General features: G+C 34.4%; 25 protein-coding genes. 8 read left to right on the forward strand and 17 right to left on the reverse strand.

The window, feature by feature from the left end; all coding sequences use genetic code 11:
* Positions 1-50 precede the first annotated feature (50 nt).
* The 3 genes from K5S59_RS01345 to recQ all read right to left on the reverse strand — a co-directional run bounded on the left by K5S59_RS01345 (position 51) and on the right by recQ (position 3,503).
* Positions 51-794 carry a class I SAM-dependent methyltransferase gene (locus K5S59_RS01345; protein ID WP_120450317.1) on the reverse strand — a complete coding sequence of 248 codons (744 nt, stop codon included), beginning with the start codon at positions 792-794 and terminating at the stop codon, positions 51-53.
* A gap of 182 nt (positions 795-976) precedes the next feature.
* A complete protein-coding gene (locus K5S59_RS01350) occupies positions 977-1,360 on the reverse strand; it encodes a gamma-glutamylcyclotransferase family protein (protein WP_000546559.1) in 384 nt (127 codons plus the stop codon).
* Positions 1,361-1,385: 25 nt separating this feature from the next.
* The gene (recQ, locus tag K5S59_RS01355; RefSeq protein ID WP_098259121.1) at positions 1,386-3,503 is read right to left on the reverse strand and encodes a DNA helicase RecQ; all 2,118 of its coding nucleotides are present in this window, start codon (positions 3,501-3,503) and stop codon (positions 1,386-1,388) included.
* A 285-nt stretch (positions 3,504-3,788) separates the two neighbouring features.
* Here recQ and K5S59_RS01360 point away from each other — a divergent pair, with 285 nt between their 5' ends.
* The 4 genes from K5S59_RS01360 to K5S59_RS01375 all read left to right on the forward strand — a co-directional run bounded on the left by K5S59_RS01360 (position 3,789) and on the right by K5S59_RS01375 (position 6,336).
* The gene (locus tag K5S59_RS01360; protein ID WP_000813317.1) at positions 3,789-3,950 is read left to right on the forward strand and encodes a hypothetical protein; all 162 of its coding nucleotides are present in this window, start codon (positions 3,789-3,791) and stop codon (positions 3,948-3,950) included.
* A gap of 684 nt (positions 3,951-4,634) precedes the next feature.
* Positions 4,635-5,258 (forward strand): acetylglutamate kinase, encoded by a 624-nt coding sequence (locus tag K5S59_RS01365; RefSeq protein WP_120450319.1) that lies wholly within the window; start codon positions 4,635-4,637, stop codon positions 5,256-5,258.
* Positions 5,259-5,387: 129 nt separating this feature from the next.
* The gene (locus tag K5S59_RS01370; RefSeq protein WP_000606238.1) at positions 5,388-5,744 is read left to right on the forward strand and encodes a hypothetical protein; all 357 of its coding nucleotides are present in this window, start codon (positions 5,388-5,390) and stop codon (positions 5,742-5,744) included.
* A gap of 139 nt (positions 5,745-5,883) precedes the next feature.
* Positions 5,884-6,336, forward strand: coding sequence for a hypothetical protein (locus tag K5S59_RS01375; RefSeq protein WP_097844770.1), 453 nt, complete (start codon positions 5,884-5,886; stop codon positions 6,334-6,336).
* Between the two features lie 52 nt (positions 6,337-6,388).
* Here the strand turns inward: K5S59_RS01375 and K5S59_RS01380 are convergent, their stop codons facing one another.
* The 3 genes from K5S59_RS01380 to K5S59_RS01390 all read right to left on the reverse strand — a co-directional run bounded on the left by K5S59_RS01380 (position 6,389) and on the right by K5S59_RS01390 (position 8,375).
* Positions 6,389-6,574, reverse strand: a complete 186-nt coding sequence (locus tag K5S59_RS01380; RefSeq protein WP_002085081.1) for a hypothetical protein — start codon at positions 6,572-6,574, stop codon at positions 6,389-6,391.
* Between the two features lie 125 nt (positions 6,575-6,699).
* The gene (locus tag K5S59_RS01385) at positions 6,700-7,149 is read right to left on the reverse strand and encodes a DUF6884 domain-containing protein (protein ID WP_098259456.1); all 450 of its coding nucleotides are present in this window, start codon (positions 7,147-7,149) and stop codon (positions 6,700-6,702) included.
* 20 nt (positions 7,150-7,169) lie between these two features.
* Positions 7,170-8,375: a peptide ABC transporter permease gene (locus K5S59_RS01390; protein WP_120450321.1), complete on the reverse strand. Its 1,206-nt coding sequence runs from the start codon at positions 8,373-8,375 to the stop codon at positions 7,170-7,172.
* Positions 8,376-8,535: 160 nt separating this feature from the next.
* On the opposite strand from K5S59_RS01390, the gene K5S59_RS01395 reads away from it, so the two are divergent.
* Positions 8,536-8,733 carry a DUF4017 family protein gene (locus tag K5S59_RS01395; protein WP_000789490.1) on the forward strand — a complete coding sequence of 66 codons (198 nt, stop codon included), beginning with the start codon at positions 8,536-8,538 and terminating at the stop codon, positions 8,731-8,733.
* Positions 8,734-8,751: 18 nt separating this feature from the next.
* On the opposite strand, the gene K5S59_RS01400 is transcribed toward K5S59_RS01395, so the two are convergent.
* The 4 genes from K5S59_RS01400 to K5S59_RS01415 form a co-directional block, all read right to left on the reverse strand.
* The gene (locus K5S59_RS01400; RefSeq protein ID WP_000910187.1) at positions 8,752-10,398 is read right to left on the reverse strand and encodes a M3 family oligoendopeptidase; all 1,647 of its coding nucleotides are present in this window, start codon (positions 10,396-10,398) and stop codon (positions 8,752-8,754) included.
* A gap of 100 nt (positions 10,399-10,498) precedes the next feature.
* A complete protein-coding gene (gene ppaC / locus K5S59_RS01405) occupies positions 10,499-11,428 on the reverse strand; it encodes a manganese-dependent inorganic pyrophosphatase (protein ID WP_000416857.1) in 930 nt (309 codons plus the stop codon).
* Positions 11,429-11,590: 162 nt separating this feature from the next.
* Positions 11,591-12,256 carry a lytic polysaccharide monooxygenase gene (locus K5S59_RS01410; protein ID WP_000850058.1) on the reverse strand — a complete coding sequence of 222 codons (666 nt, stop codon included), beginning with the start codon at positions 12,254-12,256 and terminating at the stop codon, positions 11,591-11,593.
* Between the two features lie 237 nt (positions 12,257-12,493).
* Positions 12,494-12,997 carry a GNAT family N-acetyltransferase gene (locus K5S59_RS01415; protein ID WP_001181845.1) on the reverse strand — a complete coding sequence of 168 codons (504 nt, stop codon included), beginning with the start codon at positions 12,995-12,997 and terminating at the stop codon, positions 12,494-12,496.
* Between the two features lie 105 nt (positions 12,998-13,102).
* Here K5S59_RS01415 and K5S59_RS01420 point away from each other — a divergent pair, with 105 nt between their 5' ends.
* Complete coding sequence (locus K5S59_RS01420) at positions 13,103-13,747, forward strand: HD domain-containing protein (protein WP_063259921.1); 645 nt, start codon at positions 13,103-13,105, stop codon at positions 13,745-13,747.
* Positions 13,748-13,809: 62 nt separating this feature from the next.
* Positions 13,810-14,106: a P-loop NTPase family protein gene (locus K5S59_RS01425; protein ID WP_000398677.1), complete on the forward strand. Its 297-nt coding sequence runs from the start codon at positions 13,810-13,812 to the stop codon at positions 14,104-14,106.
* Between the two features lie 145 nt (positions 14,107-14,251).
* On the opposite strand, the gene K5S59_RS01430 is transcribed toward K5S59_RS01425, so the two are convergent.
* The 7 genes from K5S59_RS01430 to K5S59_RS01460 all read right to left on the reverse strand — a co-directional run bounded on the left by K5S59_RS01430 (position 14,252) and on the right by K5S59_RS01460 (position 21,910).
* Entirely contained in the window at positions 14,252-14,617 is a 366-nt protein-coding gene (locus K5S59_RS01430; protein ID WP_098872686.1) for a carboxymuconolactone decarboxylase family protein, read from the reverse strand.
* Between the two features lie 102 nt (positions 14,618-14,719).
* Entirely contained in the window at positions 14,720-16,210 is a 1,491-nt protein-coding gene (locus K5S59_RS01435) for an alanine/glycine:cation symporter family protein (RefSeq protein ID WP_000437009.1), read from the reverse strand.
* A gap of 130 nt (positions 16,211-16,340) precedes the next feature.
* Positions 16,341-17,825 (reverse strand): aldehyde dehydrogenase family protein, encoded by a 1,485-nt coding sequence (locus K5S59_RS01440; RefSeq protein WP_098259438.1) that lies wholly within the window; start codon positions 17,823-17,825, stop codon positions 16,341-16,343.
* Positions 17,826-17,843: 18 nt separating this feature from the next.
* A complete protein-coding gene (gene dapA, locus K5S59_RS01445) occupies positions 17,844-18,740 on the reverse strand; it encodes a 4-hydroxy-tetrahydrodipicolinate synthase (protein ID WP_000721282.1) in 897 nt (298 codons plus the stop codon).
* 22 nt (positions 18,741-18,762) lie between these two features.
* On the reverse strand, positions 18,763-19,704 hold the full coding sequence (locus K5S59_RS01450; protein WP_001025537.1) for a proline racemase family protein: 942 nt from the start codon (positions 19,702-19,704) through the stop codon (positions 18,763-18,765).
* Positions 19,701-20,738: a proline racemase family protein gene (locus K5S59_RS01455; protein WP_001257533.1), complete on the reverse strand. Its 1,038-nt coding sequence runs from the start codon at positions 20,736-20,738 to the stop codon at positions 19,701-19,703. The genes K5S59_RS01450 and K5S59_RS01455 overlap by 4 nt, the downstream gene beginning before the upstream one ends.
* Positions 20,735-21,910 (reverse strand): NAD(P)/FAD-dependent oxidoreductase, encoded by a 1,176-nt coding sequence (locus K5S59_RS01460; protein ID WP_001215266.1) that lies wholly within the window; start codon positions 21,908-21,910, stop codon positions 20,735-20,737. Before K5S59_RS01460 ends, K5S59_RS01455 begins: the two co-directional genes overlap by 4 nt.
* A gap of 184 nt (positions 21,911-22,094) precedes the next feature.
* On the opposite strand from K5S59_RS01460, the gene K5S59_RS01465 reads away from it, so the two are divergent.
* Complete coding sequence (locus K5S59_RS01465) at positions 22,095-23,756, forward strand: sigma-54 interaction domain-containing protein (RefSeq protein ID WP_120450323.1); 1,662 nt, start codon at positions 22,095-22,097, stop codon at positions 23,754-23,756.
* The last annotated feature ends 9 nt before the right edge of the window (positions 23,757-23,765 follow it).

The raw sequence follows: 23,765 nt of genomic DNA on the forward strand, positions 1-23,765 counted from the left end.
TAAAGTCAATAGTTTTAGTGAGAATTTTCTAAATTAAAAAAGAGTAGAGATTAATCCCTACTCTTCTTTACTTTAATTCGATACGCCAAACATTCATTTAAAGTTGCTAACTCTCTATATTTCCATTTTTCAAAATCATATGCGCCACCTGGAAAGATTCCTACAATACTTAAACCAGCTTCAGTACATAGATTGCTAATCTCGTCTAACGTATAACAACGTAAAGACTGAGTTACTACATCATTTGGAGAATTAGGATGCCACCAATGATCTAACATTCTTTCATTTATTCTATCATATTCGTATTTTCGCATAGCTGAACTTAAGGACATTTCTTGTCCGCTTACCTTTTTCCAATACAATGGTTGATAAATATCAATTAGTGCATATCCATCATCCTTCATCCAATTTTTAATCCGTTTTAATAGAATCAATTGTTCATCATCTGTTCCTACACCAAATCCATCTAAATAACTAACAACATCAAATTTTTCTTCAAAATTAATTTTATAAAAATCAGCGCAATGAATAACAATATCATTAGTAGAATACTCTTTTGCAAACATAACTAACTCTGGTACGAGCTCAACTGTAGTCATTTTCACTTGTAACTTAGACATTGCCCTTGCAAATCCGCCATTTCCTGCTCCTAGTTCTAACATCGACTGAAATGAATGGCCAATTTGTTCTTGAACTTCTTTCGCAACCTGTTCTAACCAGCTTTCTGTATTAATATCGTAATTGGATAGTTTGAATTGTTTTTCGTAAAATTCTCTCACATCTAATTCGTTCATTAATATTCTCCTCCTGTATATTATTTTTCTGCTACAGGTGAGAAACTAAATTTCTGATACCCATGAAAAATCCTCCTTTAATTCCCCTATATTTACATTTTATCTAAATAATAAGAATTTTTAAAGTACTAAAATAAAAAAACAGATAATGGATGATTCCACTATCTGCTCTATGGCTGCTATTATTTCCCTTGTTGATACTTCACCCAATCACCAGAAATGATAACTTTCTTTAGCATTTCTTTATCTTGAGCGACATACACAAATGCATGTATTTCTCTATCGCCTAAATAAATCGTTTCGGTGATTCGGTCATATAAATCACTTTCTGCATTACCTGTATATTCTTCAAGTTCATCTAATTTTTGCAGAACAACCTCATTTACTTCATAAACTTCTCCGTATACTTTGTCCTCATTTGAACAAATCATTGCCGGATACCCCTCGTTTGTATCAAATAATTTACCATACATCCATGCTTCGTCTGTGATGCATATTGCACCTTGCATAAAATGAGTATTCGCTTGCTCTTTTCTTAACGTGCCATACACGAAAACGTGATGCATATATCCCTATCCCCTTTATATGTCTCTATTTTCTAATTTGTAAATAAGCACGAATCATAAAGTAACTCACTTCATTTGGAAGTTGGTCCTTAATCGATTTCAGACCACCCTCTGCATTTTGCACGGCAGTTTCAATCAGTGATTCATATTCTGCAGGAACAAAACTGTTCCAGTCTACTTCCATTCCATCTTCAAAACAACGAATTAAATGATTTTCAATCGTTTGCCTTGATAAGCCACGTTCTTTCGCAATTACATCTAGATCAATGCCTTGCTTGTACATTTCATACGTTTCTAAATGAGAATTTGCTGAAGCTTTCCCTGATTTTTTCGGCTCTGTCACCACTTCTGTTTTAACTGTTTCAGCATAGTTTGGGTTTTCCTCTATAAAGTGCTGAACTGCTTGTAAGAAGTGAGAACCATACTTCACAAGTTTATGTTCGCCAATCCCTTTTACAGTTAAAAGTTCAGATTCACTTTGCGGCATTTTCGCGCACATATCTTTCAATGTTTGGTCAGAGAAAATAACGAATGGAGGTACACCTTCTCCTTGCGCAATTTCTTTACGTACTTCACGAAGTACTTCAAATAAAGGATGATCTTGAACAATTTGTCTCGTCTCTACTCGTTCTTTACGTAAAACATTCACTTTACCAAGTAACACTTCTTTCCCTTTTTCCGTTACTTTTAATGTCGGATACGTACCATGTTCAACGGCAATTAATTCATCGGAAATTAGAAACTCAATAAATTCACTAACTTCTTTTACGCTACGATTTGATAGTAATCCGTATGTTGGTAACGTATGAAAATTAAATTCAATAACTTTCTTATTTTTAGATCCAGTTAAAACTTGTGCAATCATTTGTTTACCAAATCGTTGGTTCGTTCTAATCATGCAAGATAGAACCATTTGTGATTCTCTCGTCACATCGATACTTTCGCGGTCGTCCGTACAATTACCGCAGCGTCCACAATCTTCCTTCGGCTCTTCTCCAAAGTATTGCAAAATAAATGATTGTAAACATTGTTCTGTATGACAGTAGTCAGTCATATTTTGCAGCTTTTCAAGTTCATTTGAAAAACGAGATTCTCCAGTCGATTGATCAATTAAAAAGCGCTGTACTTGCACATCCTGAGAAGAATATAACAATATACATGCACTATCTAATCCGTCACGTCCTGCACGTCCTGCTTCTTGGTAATAACTTTCCATATTTTTTGGCAGTTGATAATGGATTACGTAACGAATATTCGATTTATCAATCCCCATCCCAAATGCAGATGTCGCTACCATTACACTCACTTCATCACGTAAAAAGAGTTCTTGCTGCTCATTTCGATCGGTATCACTCATACCAGCATGGTATTTTGATACCGAAACGCCCGCCTTCATTAAATCCTCATACAATTGATCAACTACTTTTCTAGTAGCTGCATATATAATCCCAGATTCTTTTTGATTTTGACGAATATAATCCGCTAAATATGCATGACGATCTTGTCCTTTAATAACAGAAAATGATAAGTTCTCGCGCTCAAACGTTGTCATAATCGTATTTTCTTGATTAATTCCAAGCGTGTTGCAAATATCTTCACGAACTTGTGGTGTTGCCGTAGCAGTTAATGCTAATACGAGCGGCTTTTCTGGAAGATAATCTAATATGCGATGTATATGTAAATAACTTGGACGGAAATCATGTCCCCACTGCGAAATACAGTGCGCCTCATCAATTGCAATCATCGGGATTTTCATATCGATAAGTTGGTCAACAAACTCCATTGAATCAAGACGCTCAGGCGCCACATAAAGTAACTTATAATGACCTTGTTTCGCTAATTGAATTCGTTGATTTGCTTCTGTAATAGAAATAGAACTATTAATATAAGTAGCTGAAATACCGTTTTGTACTAATGTATCTACTTGGTCTTTCATAAGTGAAATCAAAGGTGAAATAACTAATGTCGTTCCTTCGAATACTAATGCGGGAATTTGATAACAAATTGACTTACCACCGCCCGTAGGCATAATACAAACTGTATCTTTCCCATCTAATACATTTTTAATTGTTTCATCTTGTCCTCTTCGGAATGACGAATAACCGAAATAAGACGCTAAAAGTTCTTGTGCTTTTGTAAACAAAAAAGAGTCACCTGCTTTTCTATATCTTTCATCTATTCCTATTATATCATTACTTAAGCGTCTTGAAAGTGATGAATACACGACTAACAGCTTGCTTTTTCATTATTTTACGCTTCTCTACGTTTTAAAGGTTGGTTAGTAACGGTGTTTTAATGGTGATTTATGTTTATAAATTTTAAAACATAAATAAAGCACATATAAAACGAATTACAAAATAAATATACATTTTATTACTCTTTCTTGAATACTACTAATCTTATACATATGAATTCAGGAGGTTACTATATGAAACAGCAGAATATTAGTTCCATCAAACAGAAAACAGTACCGAACCAACTACAATTCTCGAATCATGATGCGTGGAAATATGAATCGTATTATAAATACCAGCCATTATTTTCTTATAAAAAGCTTTTTCATTTTCTTTCTCAACTTTTTAAACGTTAATACGTGTATGAAATATATCATTCACAAATATTTTCTCAATATAAACCTTATAGACTTACTACAATACAGCTGTTATCATATGAAATATTCTGCTTTTATAAATCCCTTAAGTTGACCTGCCTATATCAGCAGGTCTTTTTTTTGAATATTATATATTTCAGTACACTTATAAATGCTTGCAAGTCTTTTCTCCATTTTATAACCATACTCCACTCACAACAAATGATGATAATAACTAGAAGTAAAATATAAGTTCTAAACATTTATTGAAGGAATTCTTTTTTTCTCAATACATAAAACAAATTTCACTTGTTACAATAAAAGTACTCCAGATGAGTTTTTTGCTCATCAACATTATCTAGTTAATGGGATCTGCTGCGGGAAGCGGATCCCTTTGACTTTATTAAAGACCCACTTTGATTTGGACACATTTACCAGGTTTTTTTAAAAGAATTTTATGATAATATTACGTAGTCGAGTCCGACATCTCGGCAATACCCTTTGTGGCTCTGCAACTTCCCTTGCAGAGCCTCTTTTACTTTATATTCATTTTATTCATATATACCACAATGAAATTCTTCATCATCTTCCACATCAATTTTTGAAATTAATCTAGGACACGTAACTAAAAATAAATTCCCAACATACTTTGAGTTATACATGTTCAAAGGAGTGTTACCGTTTATGTATTCTTATTGGCAATCGTATTACTCCCCCTATCATAACCCTTATGTACACTTTGATACATCTGTACGTAATTACCGAATTAGTAAAAACGAGAACTTTTTAAAAGGTTATATGCGTTCTTTATGGGAACAACATGTTGCTTGGACGAGATTAGCTATTATAAGTATTGTCTTTAATTTACCAGACGTTAACGTTACAGTTGGGCGGCTTCTTCAAAACGCAACACATATGGGACTATCACTTGAACCATTCTATGGTGAGGATGCTGTAAAAAAATATAGTGCATTAATTAAAGACCACTTAGTAATTGCAGCGGATCTTGTTAAAGCCGCAAAAGCTGGTGACCAAAATGCCACTGCCGCTATAGAGAAGAAATGGTACGCTAACGGTGATGAAATTGTGGCGTTTCTTACTAGTATCAACCCGTATATAGAAAAAGAAGCATTCCGAAAAATGTTTTATAAACATTTAGCCTTAACAAAAGCGGAAGCAGTTGCCTTCCTAAATAAAGATTTTGAAGCAAGCGTAAAACTATACGATAAAATTGAAAAGGAAGCATTAGAAATGGCCGACATGATAACAAACGCAATCGTAAAACAATTCCCACAAGTGTTTCAATAACAATAAGCCGATTTGAAAAAACAAATCGGCTTATAAAACTTTCTATCAATGATATTTCATCTCTCCTCTTTACATTTAACGTATATCGATATATTTTATTTATATCCGTTTTTTATAGGAGGAAACAGTTTGATTAACGCAATTGGTCTCGTATTTATTCTTACAAATAAACACGAGAAAAAAAAGAAAGTTTATCTAAATGAAAAATTCGCATTAATAGACATTATTGATTCTAAGGAAGTAATTGATGATGAAGGTAACTCGTTAGTAGAACTAACATGTAAATACAGTATATATTTAGATGAAAAATACTACTGTAAATCCCTCGACGATTATACTGGACAAGTATTTCCATTCTTAAGCGCTAAAATAGGAAAAGGACTTCTCAGAAACTTAAATTACTATTTCTCTTACGTTGATGCCTATGATAAAAAACCACCCGTTAAAGAAATAAGACCACTTATGAAACAAGTAACAAACAGATAGTGAAAAATACGCACAAAAGAAAGCATCTAACTTCGGATGCTTTCTTTTTTTGAATTTAGAACTCGTTAAGTTCTATCCTTCTTCTAAAAGTATGTATCTAGGCATATTTTTAATTAAAAACATTGGAGGATTAAACTGAATGAAATACTCAGAAACGATTGTTAGTAAACGGCTTCGAACACTTAAAATATCTAGTATGTTTATTATGCTAGTTTTAATTGGATGGCTTGGATATACAAAATTTCTTTATGAAAACGGCTTTCTTCAAGAAAAGAAAAATTCAGTTGAAGTAATGAATACTAGTATTACAGGAGAAATTGAACAGAATTTCCATGTGAACTTACAAGGTTATCGTAAAACAGATCTTGACACTATTATAGATACAAGTAAAACCGATCCGAGCGAACTATCATTAATCGAGCTAATTAATACTTCTTGTGCGCGAGATTGCATAGGTGAACCATTAACATATGTGGATGAAAACAATGGATATATCTTTTATACGGAGTCTACCGGAACTAATGTAGCTATACAGATAAAAAAACAAGACACGTGGGAAATTGTAAAAAAATCTGTTCAAGATGGAATTTAAAAGGTTCATACAAAAAAAGAGTACTTTACTTCAAAGTACTCTTTTAAAAATATTACCACTTACGACATTTATCATCATCGTCGTCACGTTTACGATTACGACGGCAATCATCACAATCACAGTCACGTTTACGTCTACAACCACAATCATCACAATCTCTACGTCTACATCTTCCAAACATTAAATCATCCCAAAATCTATTACAATCTCTACGTCTACAACCACAATTATTACACATGAATATGACTCTCCCCTCTATAGCGTTCATCATATTCTATGCTTAAAAACGAAAAAGGCTTGTTTACTAGTCTATTTTAAATGTATTCATTTGGTATAATTTGAATCTATATTACTAATTTATCCCTATACTTCCTTCTGCGCCTCCACTGCCCGCTTCAATCTCTGCAACATATACCCAATTCCTTTACACCCCGCTAACGGGTATGTAATGATTTCTCCTGGATATAATTGTGTCACTACTTTCTTATGCTTCTTGCCTGCAAGTAAAACAATTTCATCAAATTGAAGCAAGTCTTTTTCAATCATCTGTTGTTTTAATTGTTCCATACAAATAATTTCATCGCTCTTTGAATCGAAGGCAAGATTATAGTTTCCTAGTACAATATCATTTGGTCTTAAAAATCCATGCTTCGCCGATAATATAACCCAATTCTCAAAAAACATAGTTGCATACGCCTGACATGCTTTTCCGAACGGGCTAATATATACATCTTTTGCCTCCATCGGTCCGTAATCCGGATACTTATCCCAAATTTTCTTTTTTCCGCATGGAATTATGCATAACCTTTTCATCTTTATTTCTTACCTCACTTCTAACTTTTTAAATATAAAAATATAGAATTCTCTTCTTCTTCATACTCAGCTTCTATATCACCAACACCCACTACATTCCAACCATTATTTGTTTCTATCGGCTTTTCATTCATTATAATATGAACTTGTGTCATATTTTTAAAATCTTCTTCAAAAGATGCTAAAACAGGTTGATTTATCATATATGTTTTATTATGTATACGTACACTTAAAAAGGTTTTATGTAACGCTTTATTTTTGCTTAATTTTACATTCATTGGATTAAACGAATTTAATTGTATATTCCCTACAATATACAAATGATATCCTTTTTCCTTATAAAATTGTTTAAATTCCTTGTCTCTTTCGTTTTGAACAAAATGAAGGATTTGCTTCGTTTCTTTGCTTATTGCAAATTCATTATTTAAACTTAAAACAACATTAATATTTTGTTTTAAAAAAGCATATAACGATTTATCACTATTAAAGAAGTTCGTTTTCCATTCAGGATGGATTTCATCTAATAATAAACATAAAAGCATTCCTGAGCTATAGCAGCTCTTCCTAATGTTATAATTAGCATCATATGTATCTAAAATAAGTCTGCTATATTTTCGTAATGTTTCGCTTTCATCATTTTTACATACTGCAATGTGGGCGTTCATTTCAACATACCAAGCAGGTCCCTCTATACTTTCAACCATACACTCATAAGTTATAAACTCTTCTTTTATAAAATGAGCTCTTTGTTCTCTTAATTCAATAAATTGCTTAATATAATTATTTTTCTCAGCTTGTGACTTACAGTGCACAGCATTATATAAACAAATTCGCTCTTTATTTCGCAATTCTATATTTTCTTCTGTTATAGAATATTGAAATCCTAAAGATTCATTTGGAAATCTACTTTCTTTATTCAAATATTGATAGCAATGAAAAAGTTCATGCACCAAAATCGCAAATAAACTTTCATAATCTTTATATCTATTCATATTAACGATGGCAGTCGGATAATCTTTGAATAGGATAAATGTATCACCCTTAAATTGTTCATCCCACTTTATAACGGCATACTCACTATCATCTTTCAAAAATAATGGATGATGAAATACATACACATGCTCATCATTATATAATGCAAATGCAGTCCTATTGAAACCAGGCCATAGCGTATTCAATAATTCTATATTTACATCTTTCTTTATTCGATTTAATATATTGTTCATTATATGTAACACCCCTATATCATTCTACATACACCTATTCTATTCCACTTAAAAACAATCCTTTTATTTACATAAATGTTAGAAAAGTATATATCTTTTTTAAACTATAATGTATTATATAAATATACATGTGATGATTTTATGAAAGGGAGGTGAACAAATGAAAAATATAATCCCTGCACTAGTACTCTATATTATTGTTTGCATAATCGCTATGATTGCTCCAGCATCTGAAGGTTATAATCATGTTGGCTGGAAATTGTTTGTTGGGCAAGCGTATGCCATACCTATTTTCATCATTGCAGCTATTATTACATTTTATATAAACAGGAAAAAGTCTACGAATAAACAGTTGTAAGGATAGCTAATGCTATCCTTATTTTAATTCATGAATCAGATCAAAAATTACACTTGCAGTACTTTCTATCCTTTCTTCCGAAAAATCAAACGTGACACCTGTTTTTTCATATATTTTTTGTATAGTTAAATTCCAATCTGCACTCGCTCCCTCTTTAAAGAAAGCAATCGCTTTTTCTGGATCTTTCCGATAAACTTGAAACAATTGCATTGCTCCTATTTGTGCAATGGCGTATTCAATTTGATAAAAAGGAAACTGAACATAGTGAAATGACTCTAACCAGCTTGCACCGATTTCATTCTCTAATCCTGTAATATCGACTGATGAATATTGATACCTTTTGCATATTTCAGCGTATTTCTTATCACGTTCTTCTGGTGTATGATTTGGATTTGTATAGAGCCAGTGCTGAAATACATCTCCTGCAATTGACGACATTAACAGAGACAAAGCACGATATAATTGTACGCGCTGCACTTCTTTATATTCATCCTCTTGCTTATAAAAGATATCCAGCTTATCCATTACTAGCAACTCAAGACTAAGGGAATAAAGCTCAGCCACTTCTTCACGAAGATATCTTTCCTGCATGCTACTATCATTGTTAAATTGTCTATAAAAATGAAACGCATGCCCTACTTCATGTATGAGTGCATTAATTGCATAAAATGATGGACTAAAATTAGAATACACAAAAACCTCTTTACTATGAGGCAAGGTAAAACAAGCGGCTCCTGGAGCTTTATTTTCACGTTCTTCTACGTCAATGAATCCAGCTTTCCTTAAATGAATAAATTTCTCATAAAAATATAAATCAGTCTTCCGAAACATTTCTTCCACCCCATCCAATAAATCAACGGTATTTTGAAATGGGGCTTTTGGTAAATTACAAGGCGTTAGATCCCAAGGGCGATACGTTTTTACACCGAGATTCTTTTTAGAAAGACTTCCTAACTGTTTCCAAATTGGTACAACATACTTTTCTATAGATTCATGAAGTTTATAACACTCTTCAATACTATAGTCTCTATTTTTTTGTTTAAAAGCATATTCACTATAATTATTAAATCCTGCATGTAAAGCAATGTCATTCCGTAATTGTACGAGTCCATTCATAATACAATCTATTTCTATTTTCACTACACTTCTCGCTTCACATAAAGCGTACCAAGCTTTTTTGCGAATAGCTCTATTGGGGTTATCTAGCTTTGCTTTTACGTATGCATACGTCTTTTGCTCACCTTCCCAATTAATAGATATGTTAGACATTATTTCTCTATATTTCGTAATAAGTTCTTGCTCTTTAATGGAGAGAGCAATGTTCTTTTCATTAAACATTTTACTTTTTACTACCCTTGATTTTTTCATAAATCCATATTTCTGCTCATCTAATAAATTAGAAAATGGACACTCTCTAAATTTCTGGTCAAATTTTGCATTGTATCTTTTTAAAAGTGGTTGAATTGTATTTTGATTATACATATGTAAATCACGTATATTTCTGTCATTTGTATCTCTATACATGGCGATTAAACTACTTGTTATCTCCTCTTCTACTTCAGCGTTTACACGCAATTCCTCCAAAAGCCAACGCTCTAATTCTGAAACAGAAGTAATATTTCGCTCTAAAAGTGACTGTAATTTACTTTCTAAATCTTTAAGCATACACAATCCCCCATTTTAAATTTTCTGTTTTTTTATAGATAAAAAGGACAAGTAGCCAATCTGACTACTTGTCCTTTTTGTTAAACCATACTCAATACTATTAAGCTTGGAATGCTTCTGTTAATACTGGTACGATTTGTTTTTTACGAGATACAACACCTTTTAAAGTAGCAGTGTTGTTTTCTAGAGATACGTTGTATGCTTTCTCAACAACTTTTGCTGCTTTACCGATCGCAAGACCGACAGAATCGTTAGTTAAGATATCAGTTACAACGAATAAGAATAGGTCTAAACCTTTTTCTTCTACTACTGCAGAGATAACTTTTTCAAGTTCCGCTTGGTGTACTAGAACGTCGTTTGTATCAACAGCGTTTACTTGTGCGATTTCAACTTTCGCATTACCCATTTGGAATTCTTTAGCGTCAAGAGAGATTAATTGCTCCATTGTTTTTCCGCTTAAGTCAGCACCAGCTTTTAACATTTCTAAGCCGTAGCTATCAGCATCTACACCAGCGATTTCTGCTAATTCACGAGCTGCCGCTACGTCTTGCTCTGTGCAAGTTGGAGACTTGAATAGTAAAGAATCTGAAATGATTGCAGATAACATTAAACCTGCAACTTCTTTACGAATTGCAACGCCGTTTTCTTTGTACATTTTGTTTAAGATTGTAGCTGTACAACCAACTGGCTCACAACGGTAGTAAATAGGATCGCTTGTTTCAAAGTTAGCAATACGGTGATGGTCAATAACTTCTAACACACGAACAGATTCGATATCGTTAGCACTTTGTTGACGCTCGTTATGATCAACTAAAATAACGTTGTCCACTTCGCTTGCTACTGTCTCAACAAAACGCGGTCCTTCTACTTTAAAATAGTCTAACGCAAATTGAGTTTCACCGCTGATTTCGCCTAAACGTACAGGCTCAGCATTCATTCCTAATTCTTTTTTCAATTCTGCATATGCAATTGCAGAACAAATTGCATCTGTATCTGGGTTTTTATGCCCGAAAACTAGTACTTTTTCCATGTTTTCCACCTCTTCATGAAAAGGATATCTTAAAGAAGCAAATATGACAATATTTAAAGCATAATTTTTTATAAATAATTGCACTTTCTTCTATATTTTTCATCGTTTTTCGTAAAAAAAGATCATCTAAAATGAATTAGATGATCAAAATGTATATTTTATTTAAAATAGGCTAGGAGCTTGCACTACATGATTTAGCGGAAAATTTGATGCTAAACCGTTATTTACAAGGTTAACATCTATAACTTGATAAAATGCATTCCCAGTGTCTGCAATTTCCCACACAGCTAAAATAAGGTGATACCCATTTCTATCAGTTGGTACGTTTGCTTCATGTGTTACCGAAGTTCCTGGTCTAGCCCCGCCATCATTTTTTACATAAAACGGTACTAAATTTAAATCAGATCTTGTTAAAGGCTTATTTGGATTCCAATCTTTTTTCGTAATATAGTATTTCCATTCTTTCGTACTATGAGGTGCGGTTAATTTCCACTTAAATGTATTCGCGCCGCCGTTTAACGTAACTTTCTTCCACCTATCAACTGTTTGAACGTCTAAAGCAGGGAAATGGCCAGCTCCTGTAATTTGTCCATCAGAAGGTCCTAATAGAGGAAATCCACCTATTCCTTCTACACTTTGCGGTTCATATTGAACTGGACCGCAATTTACATTTACCCCTTGCTTACATAAATAAGAACGGCTCGCTGGTGATTCTACATATCCATGAGCTGAAGCTTTTTCTGCAAAACCGAAAGTTAACAATCCCGTAAGTAATATACCACCACTTAATATAACTTTCTTCGCCTTCTGTAAACCTTTCGTTTTCATCCCGTCATCCCCTTTCCCATAATAAAGCGAAAATAACTATAGTTGCCTAGTCATCTTCTCTACATTCATTATAAGTCGAGGTACGTAACTAAAAGAACCCTCTAAAAACTTTCTCAAATTCATTAAGTACTTGAAATAAATATTATTGATACATTCAAATAACACCGCTATAAAAATATAGGCGGTGTTAAAAATCAGAGTTTATTATTTTTAGCATAATAGCTTTTTAATCATAACTTATAAAACTTTATAATAAATAACTGTGGCATCCAAATCACCACTCGGAGAAATTGCATATTCTGGTATTTTTCCAACTTCTTTATAGTCTAATGATTTATACAATCTATTAGAAGGGTCTCCTTCTCTCGTATCTAGCACTATAAGAGACCTATTTTCTTGCTTTGCTCGCTCCTCTGCTTTTTGCATAAGTAAACGTCCAATGCCATTACGTCTAAAATTTGGATGAGTCATTAATTTGCAAATTTCGGCTCTATGAATCCCATTAGGCTTTGTAACTAAATGTAATTGAATACTCCCTGCCACTTCATTATTTATTTTTGCAACATACAAGAACACTTCTGGTGCTAAAACAGTTTCCCAATACTTTGTTGATTCTATTTGTTCCAGTGGAGGTAAAAAACCAATTGACGCCCCATCATCTACAACCGTTTTCAAAAGTTTAGAAAGCTCTTCCACATCATCTTTTATTTGCTTAATTTCTTCAATTACTACATTTTGCATTACTAATCCCCCTTTTGTTCCATTGTACCAAGTTTTAAAGAAGGAATAACAGGTTACTTAGATGAAATTATTTAAGGTACAATTTTTTAGAGAAAGGATACTTATATGAAGTATATATTAGATAGGACATATGCAAGAGAACTTCTCGAGTGGGCATATGAACAAAACCCAGGTCCGTGGTTCGAACATTCAATTAATGTTGCTCTTGCAACTGAAAAGATAGTTGTAGAACTTATTAATAATGGGCATTATGACCTAAATGCTGACATAGCATATAATGCTGCCCTCCTGCATGATATAGGAAGGTATAAAGGTTTTACTAAATCTGTTATTCATTCCTATGATGGTTATATGTATATGAATAATTTAGGGTATAAAGGAAACGCGATTATTTGCGTAACACATTCATTCCCATGCAAAAATGAGCATTTAGATATAGCAGCCGAGTGGGCCCTTGTTCCTGATTATATGAAAAGCCGATTAATTGAAATATTAAATGAAAATAGCGACTACGACTTATACAATAAGGTCATTACCCTTTGTGACGCACTTGCTGATGCGGAAGGCTTTACTACTCTTGAAAAAAGATTGATTTCAGTTGGTTTACGACATGGAACAACCTCTCATTCTTCTTTACATTGGAAAGGTTTCTATACAATTAAGAATGAATTAGAATCTTTAATCGGTAAGAGCATATACAGAGTCCTTCCTGACGTAGAGAAATCGATTTATAAAAATATGGAATGTTAAATTACATACAACTAAAAAAACGATAAAATCTGTATGCTTACTTCTAAAGAATTCATTAAAAATTGGAGGGATTAATCATTAGCAAAATAGGATTTGACTTAATAAATCAAGAGGGTAACTTTGATCTTGGATATGAAGATATCGAGGCGATATGTAAGAGATGCAAATTTTCTAACTGCTCTCATACAAACGAACCACACTGTGCAATTAAAAAAGCTATTTCCGATGGAATTGTAACAGAAGACATGATGAATAGTTATTATCGAGATAAGAATGAATTCGAATATGTATGTAAACAAAAGAACAAAACAAAAGCTATTGATTATATGAAACAATTAAAACTTTTTAGAAAATCTTAAAACTAAATAAAGGGTGTGATTTCTCATTCCCACTAAATTTAAAATTCTTAATTTCTTACATCACATACCAGATAATTTTCATACTCAAATTTAATCTCACGTAAAAGAACGTTTTAAACATAAAGTTTAAAACGTTCTTTTCTATTCAATGCTTTTGATTTTTCAGTTCACTTAAACACTCTTGTACTAAAGTTACAGCTTGACTCATTGCAGCTCCACCAGCAAATGCTGCTGATACACCACATGCTTCCAGAATTTCTTTATCTGAGCATCCTTGATCAAGACAACCTTTTGTATGATAAATAGTACAGTATTCGTCTTGTGTTGCTAGACTAATTCCTAATGCAATAAGTTGTTTTTCTCTTTTTGTTAAAGAACCCTCTTGAAAACAAGCTTGCGTGAATGCATTATATGTTTCAGCAATTTCAGGAATTTGGTTTGTAAACATACCGATTCCTTCTTTATAATGATGTAGAACATCATTTACTGAACTATGTTGTTCGTGTTCCATCTTATTATTACCCCCATTCCAATTATGTGTACCTATTGTAGTATGTGATGAACAGAAGGCAATATACCTCTCTAAATAAAATGAATATTCGGTTTATTTTATTTATAATTTTAGGCTATCATCTACTACTGATTGTTCTTTATAGTTTTTCCTTTTAATCTCTTTACTTCTCTCTTCCCAAAATGTTAAACCTTCAATTCCTACATTTCTAGGATCAAACACGGGATCTTTTCCTTCTTTTTTCTGTGCTTCATAATCTTTTAACACTTTTAATGCGATTTTACTTAGTAGTAAAATCGCGATTAAATTTAACCATGCCATACTACCGATTCCTAAATCTCCAAGATTCCATAAAAGCGACGCTGATTCTATGCTACCAATGTAAACCATAATTAAAAATCCAATTTTTAAAACTGGTTTTAACCAGCTATGTTTAAGCTCACGATCTAAATAAGTAAGTGTCGTTTCAGCAATATAGTAGTATGCGAGTAATGTTGTAAATGCGAAGAAGAAGATTGCGATTGAAATGAATAATGGTCCAAACCCTGTCATAACAGTTTCAACTGCTTGTTGCGTATAGATCGGACCTGCATCAACATTCCCTATATTTTTTACAATAGCACTTTTCCCTTCCGGTATAACATTATACATACCTGTTATTAAAATCATAAGAGCTGTCGCTGTACATACAACAATAGTATCGATATATACAGAAAACGCTTGAACTAGCCCTTGTTTTGCAGGATGGGATACTTCCGCAGCAGCGGAGCTATACGTCGCTTCTCCAACACCAGCAACATTTGAAAATACAGCGCGCTTTACTCCCCACGCGATTGCTGCACCGACAATTCCGCCAAACATTTCATTTACACCAAAAGCACTAGAGAGGATTAATGCGAACATACTTGGAATTTCTGTTACATTCGCAAGTAATACGATACATGTAACAATTACATAACCTATTGCCATAAATGGAACAAGCATTTGCGAAACGCCAGCAATTCTCTTTACGCCGCCAAAAATGATGGCTGCTAATAATACGACTAACAATATACCAGTTATATATTTGCTAATGCCATTAGAGTTTTCAAAACCGACTGCGATACTACTAGATTGAATACCTGGTAGTAAAACACCATATGAAAGTGTTACAACGACCGCTACAATGACTGCAAACCATTTCATTTTCAGGCCTTTTTCAATGAAATATGGTGTACCACCGCGGTATTCGTTTCCGACTTTACTTTTATATACTTGAGATAATGTTGATTCAACAAATGCACTCGCTGCTCCTAAAAGTGCCATTACCCACATCCAAAATACAGCTCCAGGTCCGCCAAAAGCGATAGCTGTCGCCACCCCTGCGATATTACCTATTCCAACCCTACCTGATAAGGCTAAACAAAATGCTTGAAAGGATGAAATTCCCGTCTCCGAGCTCTTCCCTTCAAATAATAGTTTAATCATCTCTTTAAAATAACGAATTTGCAGAAAGCGAGTGGCAATTGTAAAATACACACCTGCTCCTAATGCAAAAACAACTAACCCAATACTCCATACTTGCCCTACTAACCACTCTACTAATTGCTCCATCCAAATCCCCCTTAACATTCTTTTGAAAACTATTTTATATATAAGAAAACGGACAACTATTATTAAACCTTACAGTTGCCCGTATTTCTCATTATTTCATCCCTCTATTTAATAACAGTTAGACTCTCTATTACTTTATATTTACCCAAACACTTTTCACTTCTGTATAGTTATCAAGTGCATAAGAACCTAACTCACGACCGATACCAGATTGTTTAAAGCCACCAAATGGTGCCGCTGCATTTTCTAAATTATAATCATTAATCCATACTGTTCCTGCCTTTAATTTATTGGCAACTTGATGTCCTGTTTTAATATTTTGTGTCCATACGCCCGCAGCGAGTCCGTATGAAGAGCGATTTGCTCTTTCGATGACCTCTTCTGTTGAATCAAATGGAAGTACAACGACAACTGGTCCAAAAATTTCTTCTTTCACAATTGTCATATCATCAGTAACATTTGTGAATACTGTTGGCTGTACAAAATATCCTTTTTCAAATGCCCGTTCACCACCCGCAGCAACAGTAGCGCCTTCTGCTTTTCCTTGTTCAATGTAATGTAACACACGCTCTTGTTGCTTTTTAGATACAAGTGGCCCCATTTCCGTTTCCTTCTCCATACCTGCTCCAAGTTTCACGTTATTCGCCATTTTCACTAATTCATTTACGACTGTTTCGTAATGTTTTCGGTGAACGAACACGCGAGAACCGGCACTACAATTTTGGCCATGATTATACATAATGCCTTGGAATGCACCGTTAATCGCTTCTTCTAAATCAGCGTCTTCTAAAATGATATTTGGTGATTTACCACCAAGTTCTAATGTTACATGTTTAATTGTTTCTGCAGATTGACGCATAATATATTTCCCTGTAACAGTTGAACCTGTAAAGGCTACCTTATCAATATCATGATGGTTTACGATTGCAGCTCCCGCTTCAGGGCCGAAACCTGGCACAAAGTTTACGACACCGTTTGGAAAACCTGCTTCTTTAAAGAGTTTCGCTGTATATAATAACGATAAAGGCGTTTGTTCTGCTGGTTTTAATATAATTGTACAACCTGTTGCTAATGCAGCTCCCATTTTCCAAGAAGACATGACGAGTGGGAAATTCCAAGGGATAATTTGACCTACAACCCCAACAGGTTCATGACGTGTGTAATTTAAGTAATCTTTTGAAATCGGAATTGTTTGCCCGATAATTTTTGTAGCCCATCCCGCATAATAGCGATAGTTTTCTACAGTCGCTGCAATATCATCATCCAGTGCTACTTGATATGGTTTCCCGTTATCTAAAGCTTCTAACTGTGCTAATTCTTCTCCATTCTCTTCAATTAAGTCTGCTAATTTATAAATAAGATGCGCTCTTTCAGCAGTAGTCATTTCTGCCCAAGGTCCTGATTCAAATGCAGATCTTGCTGCTTTTACTGCGACATCAACATCCTCTTCTTGCGCTTCACTTACGACAGCCAGAACATCTTCTGTTGCTGGATTGTATGTCTCAAATGTCTTTCCGCTAATGGAAGGGATAAATTCACCATTAATAAACATTTTAATTTCTTCATTTAAAAACGCTTTCACTTTTGGTCTCAGCTCAATGTTTGTCGTTAACATATATGATCTCCTCCTTATTTAAACAGCTGCATGAGCTGCAATTTTTGAAATAATCATTTGAAGTTTTTGATCTTCTTCTTCAGTTAGTCCGAGTCTCGGATAACGAGAAGGTCCCCCGGCTTGCCCGTGTAATTCCATTGAGCGTTTAACGATTTGTACATATTTCCCAGACCCTTCAAGAAACTCACAAAGTGGTAAAATCGCATCGTTTATTTCCCAAGCTTTTTCTAATTCACCATTTTGGAAATGCTCATACATTTTCGTAACAAGTCCCGGTACGATATTTCCTGCCACTGAAACCCATCCCGTCGCACCAACTAAATAAGATTCCATAACTAAATCTTCAGATCCACAGAATACTTGAAAAGCACCTTCACCTTGTCGTACTAAATCTCTAGCTTTTCGAATATCTCCGCTTGATTCTTTAATATGTGTAACATTTTCACATTCTTTTCCAATACGTAGCATGAGCTCTGTACTCATATCAACACCAGATGTAAACGGGTTATTGTATAACATAATTGGTATATTTACAGCGTTTGAGATTTCTTTAAAGTGAAAATAAATTTCCTCTTCTTTCGGTTTACAATAGTATGAGTTTATAATTAATACACAATCTGCTCCATTCGCTTCTGCATGTTTCGTATATTCAATCGTCTCTTTCGTCGTTTCTGCTGCAGTTCCAACAATAACTGGGATACGCCCATCAACTTCTTTTAATACTGTTTCTACCATTTTAAATCGTTCTTCTTTTGATAAACTAACAAACTCTCCTGTACTTCCATTAATAATAATCCCAGCTACTTTTTGCTCAATAAAGTAGTTTACGTTTTGTTTTACACCGTTCCAATTAATTTCTTGAAACTCATCCATCGGTGTGATTAATACTGGAAATGCCCCTTTAATTTTTTTCATATTTATCTCTCCCTTTACCTTTTTATTTTAATAAAAATCCTGTCGGAAACGGATCTGTAGGGTCTAATAGGAACGTCTGCATCCCTGTAATAAATCCTCTACTTTCAAATCGAAAAATGTAGCCTTGTTCTTCTTTCTTCACTTGTTCCACTGTTATAAAGCTATTAAAAATACTTTCATTTTTAAAAGGTTTATCCGCTATATAATCATTTTTAAATAATGTATGAACAAAGGACACAATAGTAGAGACAAACCCTGGCGAACGTACGATAAAGTTATCTTCATGAAATGTAATCGACTTTATATGGTTCTTTTCTTTTTGCGTGGAATCTACTAAAATAAGTCTTTTTATAAGTGACTGTTTTTGTATAGCTTGAAGTGTAGCTTCTCCCCATTTTTTCAATTCTGAAATGCTTTCAATACGAATTTCTGGCGAATACGCACCTTTTTCTACAACTGCGTATACTTTATCTGCCTGTATGAGAGAGTAACTTATATTACCAACTTGTAAATTTTTCTCAATCATATAACATAGTTTACTTTCAAACGAAACAGATACAACTTCATCATTCTCTACATACGCATAGACTGAGAATATGCCAGATAACGTTTCGATTGTGTATTGATTCGTCTCTCTCTTTTTTAAATACCCGCTTTCTAGTAACATCGTTATGACTGCGACAATACCTCCGTAATGAAGAGGAATTGATCCTTCATGATTAAAAAATATTACAGCTGCATCGACTTCCGTATGAATAGAAGGAACGACGATACATCCATTTAAACCAATAAAACCACGCGGTTCATTTAATAAAAGCTTCATTTCTTCTGCTAATTCACCTGAAAATTGTTCGTTTAATTGCTCTAAATTGTAGTAGAACTTGCATGGTACATCTTTTATTACACGAAATGCCTCGCCATTTACGTGTACGTCTACTGCTGTATACATTTTTTGAATGTTCATTTTACATCCTCCGTTTCATGTTCCATCGGCGGAATTAGCAAAAAGCCTTCTTTCAGTGGGTCCTTTTCATTGTAAAAAAATCTATGCATCCCCATAAGCCAAGCTGAACCTGTAATTTTCGTTACGACAGCTTCAATATTTTCTACAAATGTCGTATTTATGACGCATCCTTTAAATAAAGAACCAACGATACTCTCATGAATAAACTCTTCATCCATTTTAATTTTTTGATTTGCGTATAATACAGCTAACTTCGCTGATGTTCCTGTACCACATGGAGAGCGATCAATTCCTCCTGGCGGAACAACAACTGTATTTTTTACATGCGCACTTTCATGAGTAGGATTTGTATAAAATTCAACATGTGTTAATCCCCTAATAAACGAATACTGTGGATGAATGATTTCAAATTTCTCATTTATGATATTTCTAATATGAATTGCCTTATCGATGATTGTAGATGCGTTTTCTGGTACTAGCTCTAAATCTACTGATTTCGCATCAATAATGGCATAAAAATTCCCTCCATACGCAATATCGGCCTCTACGGTTCCAATTCCTTCGACTTGTACAGTAATATGTTTCAGTAAAAAAGCTGGTATGTTACAGAAGGAAACTTCTTTTGCTTTTCCATCTTGAACAAAGATATCTACTTCAACTAAGCCGGCTGGCGTGTCTAACTTTAACGAAGTAATTGGTTCAACTACCGGAATTAAACCCGATTCAATTAAAGCTGTACAAACACCAATTGTATCGTGACCACACATCGGTAAATATCCACCTGTTTCTATGTAAATAACACCAATATCTGCTTCTGGATGACATGGATCTGTTAATAATGCTCCTGACATTACATCATGACCACGCGGTTCATTCATTAACAATTTGCGAATCCAGTCATACTCCTTTTTCATATGTAACATCTTCTCTGCCATCGTCTCTCCAATTAACTTTGGCAGTCCGCTTATCAATGTTCTCGTTGGATTCCCGCCCGTATGTGTATCAATTGTCGTAAAGACTCTTTGTGACCTCATCCGTTTAACACCCTTTCTGTAAAACGACTCAAACGAAGTGGTTCAATAGGAATGATTGTTTCTTTTTCATTTAATAACTCTTCAATTACTTTCCCAGTAACTGCGGCAAGACTAATGCCGTCCCCTTCATGCCCCGCTGCTATAAAGTAGTTCGGGATATGTTCCACGCGTGAAATGATTGGCAAATGGTCTTCTGTCCACGGACGTAATCCAGCGTATGAACGAATCACCATCATATCCGCCATTTTCGGATAAAAACGAATTGCTCTGTTTGCAATACATTTAATAACCTCGTTGTTTATCTTCGTATGAAAACCTACAAACTCTCTACTACTACCAATTAAAAAATTTTGGCTTTCTGTCGGCTCAAACACAAGAGCTACCCCATATTTCTCAGTTAAAGCATCCACTTTTCGTTTTCCGCCAAATTTAGAAATTAAATAACCAAATTCCATTACTTTACGGCAACCAACGTGTTGTTGCCTTGAAGCTACTATAATATGCCCTTTTCTCGGTTCAATTGGGATATTTACATTCAACATTTCTCCGATTTTCGGAGCCCACACACCAGCTGCGTTCACCACTTGCTTCGCACTAAACGTCCCGTTAGTCGTTTCTACAATAAAGGAACCATCTGTATCTCTTTTCATTTCTTTTACTTCCGTATGATTAAAAGCTTTCGTACCAAATTTCTTCGATTCTGCAAGTAGTGAAAAAGCAAGGAGATATGGATTTACAGTCGAATCCGTTGCGCATTCTAAACCACCTAATAAATCGTCCGCAAAAAATGGCGATTCCTCTCTTATATCTTGCCTATCAAGCATTCGGAACGGTAAACCAACTTCTTTTTGACGATTCACCCATTGCTGCGCTGCTTCCATTTCTTCGTCTGACTCACATACGAGAATACTTCCTGGCGCCCTATATTCAAATGAGTGCTCTAACTCTTCACTTAAATCAGTAACTAATTTTTGACTTACTAACGACATTTGACTATCAAACCCTGGGTCTTTATCAATAGCCAAAATATTCCCGTCACACCGTGAAGACGTCCCACTGACAAATTCTCCTTTTTCAATGATTGTTACGTCTCTTCCGTATTTTGATGTGTAATAAGCGATAGAACAGCCTATAATACCACCACCTATTATTAAAACGTCACAGTGCCTCACGTAGCACCCCTCCCTTCTTTCTTTTTCATCCCTCACTTTCTTTTATGCAATTGACGTGCCAACTGTACATATATACACTTTTTATAAATAATATTTTTATTTGTAAAAATATTTTAAATTTATCGTAAATAGGTGTATTATTTTTTATCACTGTCAAAATTTTTATACATAACAGGAGGACAATATGGCATTCTCATTTCCCACAATAAAAGAATTTCTAAAAACTTTATCAATTGATCATACATACAGCTTGCAACATACCCAGCAAGTTAACGAAAAGTATTATTACCGCTCATCTACTACAGAAGAATATAACTGCGCAGTAATATATGAAGATGACTCATTCACCGCTTTAATTGACGCGTTTTCCAATGAAATAGTCGTTATCATAATAAACGAAAATAAAGAGCCTATATGCTGTATAACGACTCAGCAGATCATTCCGTTTCTAGTTAAGTCGTACTATGAACTACAATCTTTTTATAACGCCGTTATACAAACAACGGATTCTTCTGTTACAGTCATCGATGATAAAGAACATGTTCGTACTTGGACAGATGGCGCCGAAAAAATTTTTTCAGTCAATCATAATGAAATAATTGGACAACCTATCACTCGTTTTTTTGACTACAAAGATTTGGAAATTTTGCAATCATTACACGACGGAAAAAGCATAATCGCTCAGTTTCATCAACCTCGTCCAGATTTGTTCGTATTAATAAATTCAAACCCAGTGTATTGTAACGATGAAATTATTGGAGCAGTCGTTTCAGAAACAGATGTTACAAATCAAGTCGCACTTAATGAAAAACTATTTAATATGTCTCATGAAATGCACCGTTTAGAACAAGAGGTTGCAAAGTACAAAGATGAATCAGATCCTTTCCTTGCCATGAATGGAAAGAGCCCTGTTATACAAAGAACAATACAATTAGCTAGAAAGGTTTGTTCAGTCAAATCAACTGTATTAATACTTGGCGAAAGTGGTGTTGGAAAAGAAGTATTTGCAAAAGCGATACATGAAGCTAGTGAGGCAGCTAAGGCACCTTTCATTTCAATTAACTGCGGCGCCATTCCAGAAGCGTTATTTGAAAGTGAATTATTCGGGTATGAGCGCGGGGCGTTTTCTGGTGCAAATAGTAAAGGTAAGAAAGGTAAAATAGAGCTCGCGCAAGGCGGCACACTATTCCTTGATGAAATAGGAGAAATGCCGCTCGATATGCAAGTAAAGCTATTGCGTGTATTACAAGAACGAAAATATTACCGAGTTGGTGGAGAAAAAGAGATCAATATTGACTTCCGTATTATCGCTGCTACAAATCGTGATTTACAAGAAGAAATGAGAAAAGGCACCTTCCGAGAAGATTTATACTACCGCCTAAATGTAGTTAGTTTGCATATTCCACCGCTGCGCGAGAGACGTGAAGATATTATTGAATTAACCTACTCTTTCTTAAACGATTTTTCAATCAACTATAACAGACCAATTCGTGACTTACCTTCAAGCATTATGCATGAACTGCTTCATTACAATTGGCCAGGTAATATTCGCGAGCTTCGTAACGTTGTCGAAAGACTTGTCGTATTTGCGACTGACGGTATTATAAAACAAGAATATTTACCATTTCATACAACTGAAACGTTAGATAATCATACGGCTCATTCCCTATTACTCAGCAACAATTATACAATCCTCTCCTTACAAGAAGAGATGGATGAACATGAGAAAAAAGTAATCGAGAGGGCTTTACGTATTTTAAATGGGAATAAATTAGAGTGCGCGAAACAACTCGGTGTTACGAGAGCCACTTTATATAACCGTTTAAAAAAGCTTGGGTTACAATAACCGTTTCCT

Origin of the sequence: Bacillus sp. BML-BC051 (assembly GCF_019656175.1) — a bacterium.
GTDB lineage: Bacteria > Bacillota > Bacilli > Bacillales > Bacillaceae_G > Bacillus_A > Bacillus_A mobilis.

What these genes read in the sequence shown, in the direction of transcription:
- K5S59_RS01345 (WP_120450317.1), bottom strand. Translation starts at nt 794, where the DNA reads ATGAACGAATTAGATGTGAGAGAATTTTACGAAAAACAATTCAAACTA.
- K5S59_RS01350 (WP_000546559.1), bottom strand. Translation starts at nt 1,360, where the DNA reads ATGCATCACGTTTTCGTGTATGGCACGTTAAGAAAAGAGCAAGCGAAT.
- K5S59_RS01360 (WP_000813317.1), top strand. Translation starts at nt 3,789, where the DNA reads ATGAAACAGCAGAATATTAGTTCCATCAAACAGAAAACAGTACCGAAC.
- K5S59_RS01365 (WP_120450319.1), top strand. Translation starts at nt 4,635, where the DNA reads ATGTATTCTTATTGGCAATCGTATTACTCCCCCTATCATAACCCTTAT.
- K5S59_RS01375 (WP_097844770.1), top strand. Translation starts at nt 5,884, where the DNA reads ATGAAATACTCAGAAACGATTGTTAGTAAACGGCTTCGAACACTTAAA.
- K5S59_RS01380 (WP_002085081.1), bottom strand. Translation starts at nt 6,574, where the DNA reads ATGTGTAATAATTGTGGTTGTAGACGTAGAGATTGTAATAGATTTTGG.
- K5S59_RS01385 (WP_098259456.1), bottom strand. Translation starts at nt 7,149, where the DNA reads ATGAAAAGGTTATGCATAATTCCATGCGGAAAAAAGAAAATTTGGGAT.
- K5S59_RS01390 (WP_120450321.1), bottom strand. Translation starts at nt 8,375, where the DNA reads ATGAACAATATATTAAATCGAATAAAGAAAGATGTAAATATAGAATTA.
- K5S59_RS01395 (WP_000789490.1), top strand. Translation starts at nt 8,536, where the DNA reads ATGAAAAATATAATCCCTGCACTAGTACTCTATATTATTGTTTGCATA.
- K5S59_RS01400 (WP_000910187.1), bottom strand. Translation starts at nt 10,398, where the DNA reads ATGCTTAAAGATTTAGAAAGTAAATTACAGTCACTTTTAGAGCGAAAT.
- ppaC (WP_000416857.1), bottom strand. Translation starts at nt 11,428, where the DNA reads ATGGAAAAAGTACTAGTTTTCGGGCATAAAAACCCAGATACAGATGCA.
- K5S59_RS01410 (WP_000850058.1), bottom strand. Translation starts at nt 12,256, where the DNA reads ATGAAAACGAAAGGTTTACAGAAGGCGAAGAAAGTTATATTAAGTGGT.
- K5S59_RS01415 (WP_001181845.1), bottom strand. Translation starts at nt 12,997, where the DNA reads ATGCAAAATGTAGTAATTGAAGAAATTAAGCAAATAAAAGATGATGTG.
- K5S59_RS01420 (WP_063259921.1), top strand. Translation starts at nt 13,103, where the DNA reads ATGAAGTATATATTAGATAGGACATATGCAAGAGAACTTCTCGAGTGG.
- K5S59_RS01430 (WP_098872686.1), bottom strand. Translation starts at nt 14,617, where the DNA reads ATGGAACACGAACAACATAGTTCAGTAAATGATGTTCTACATCATTAT.
- K5S59_RS01435 (WP_000437009.1), bottom strand. Translation starts at nt 16,210, where the DNA reads ATGGAGCAATTAGTAGAGTGGTTAGTAGGGCAAGTATGGAGTATTGGG.
- K5S59_RS01440 (WP_098259438.1), bottom strand. Translation starts at nt 17,825, where the DNA reads ATGTTAACGACAAACATTGAGCTGAGACCAAAAGTGAAAGCGTTTTTA.
- dapA (WP_000721282.1), bottom strand. Translation starts at nt 18,740, where the DNA reads ATGAAAAAAATTAAAGGGGCATTTCCAGTATTAATCACACCGATGGAT.
- K5S59_RS01450 (WP_001025537.1), bottom strand. Translation starts at nt 19,704, where the DNA reads ATGAACATTCAAAAAATGTATACAGCAGTAGACGTACACGTAAATGGC.
- K5S59_RS01455 (WP_001257533.1), bottom strand. Translation starts at nt 20,738, where the DNA reads ATGAGGTCACAAAGAGTCTTTACGACAATTGATACACATACGGGCGGG.
- K5S59_RS01465 (WP_120450323.1), top strand. Translation starts at nt 22,095, where the DNA reads ATGGCATTCTCATTTCCCACAATAAAAGAATTTCTAAAAACTTTATCA.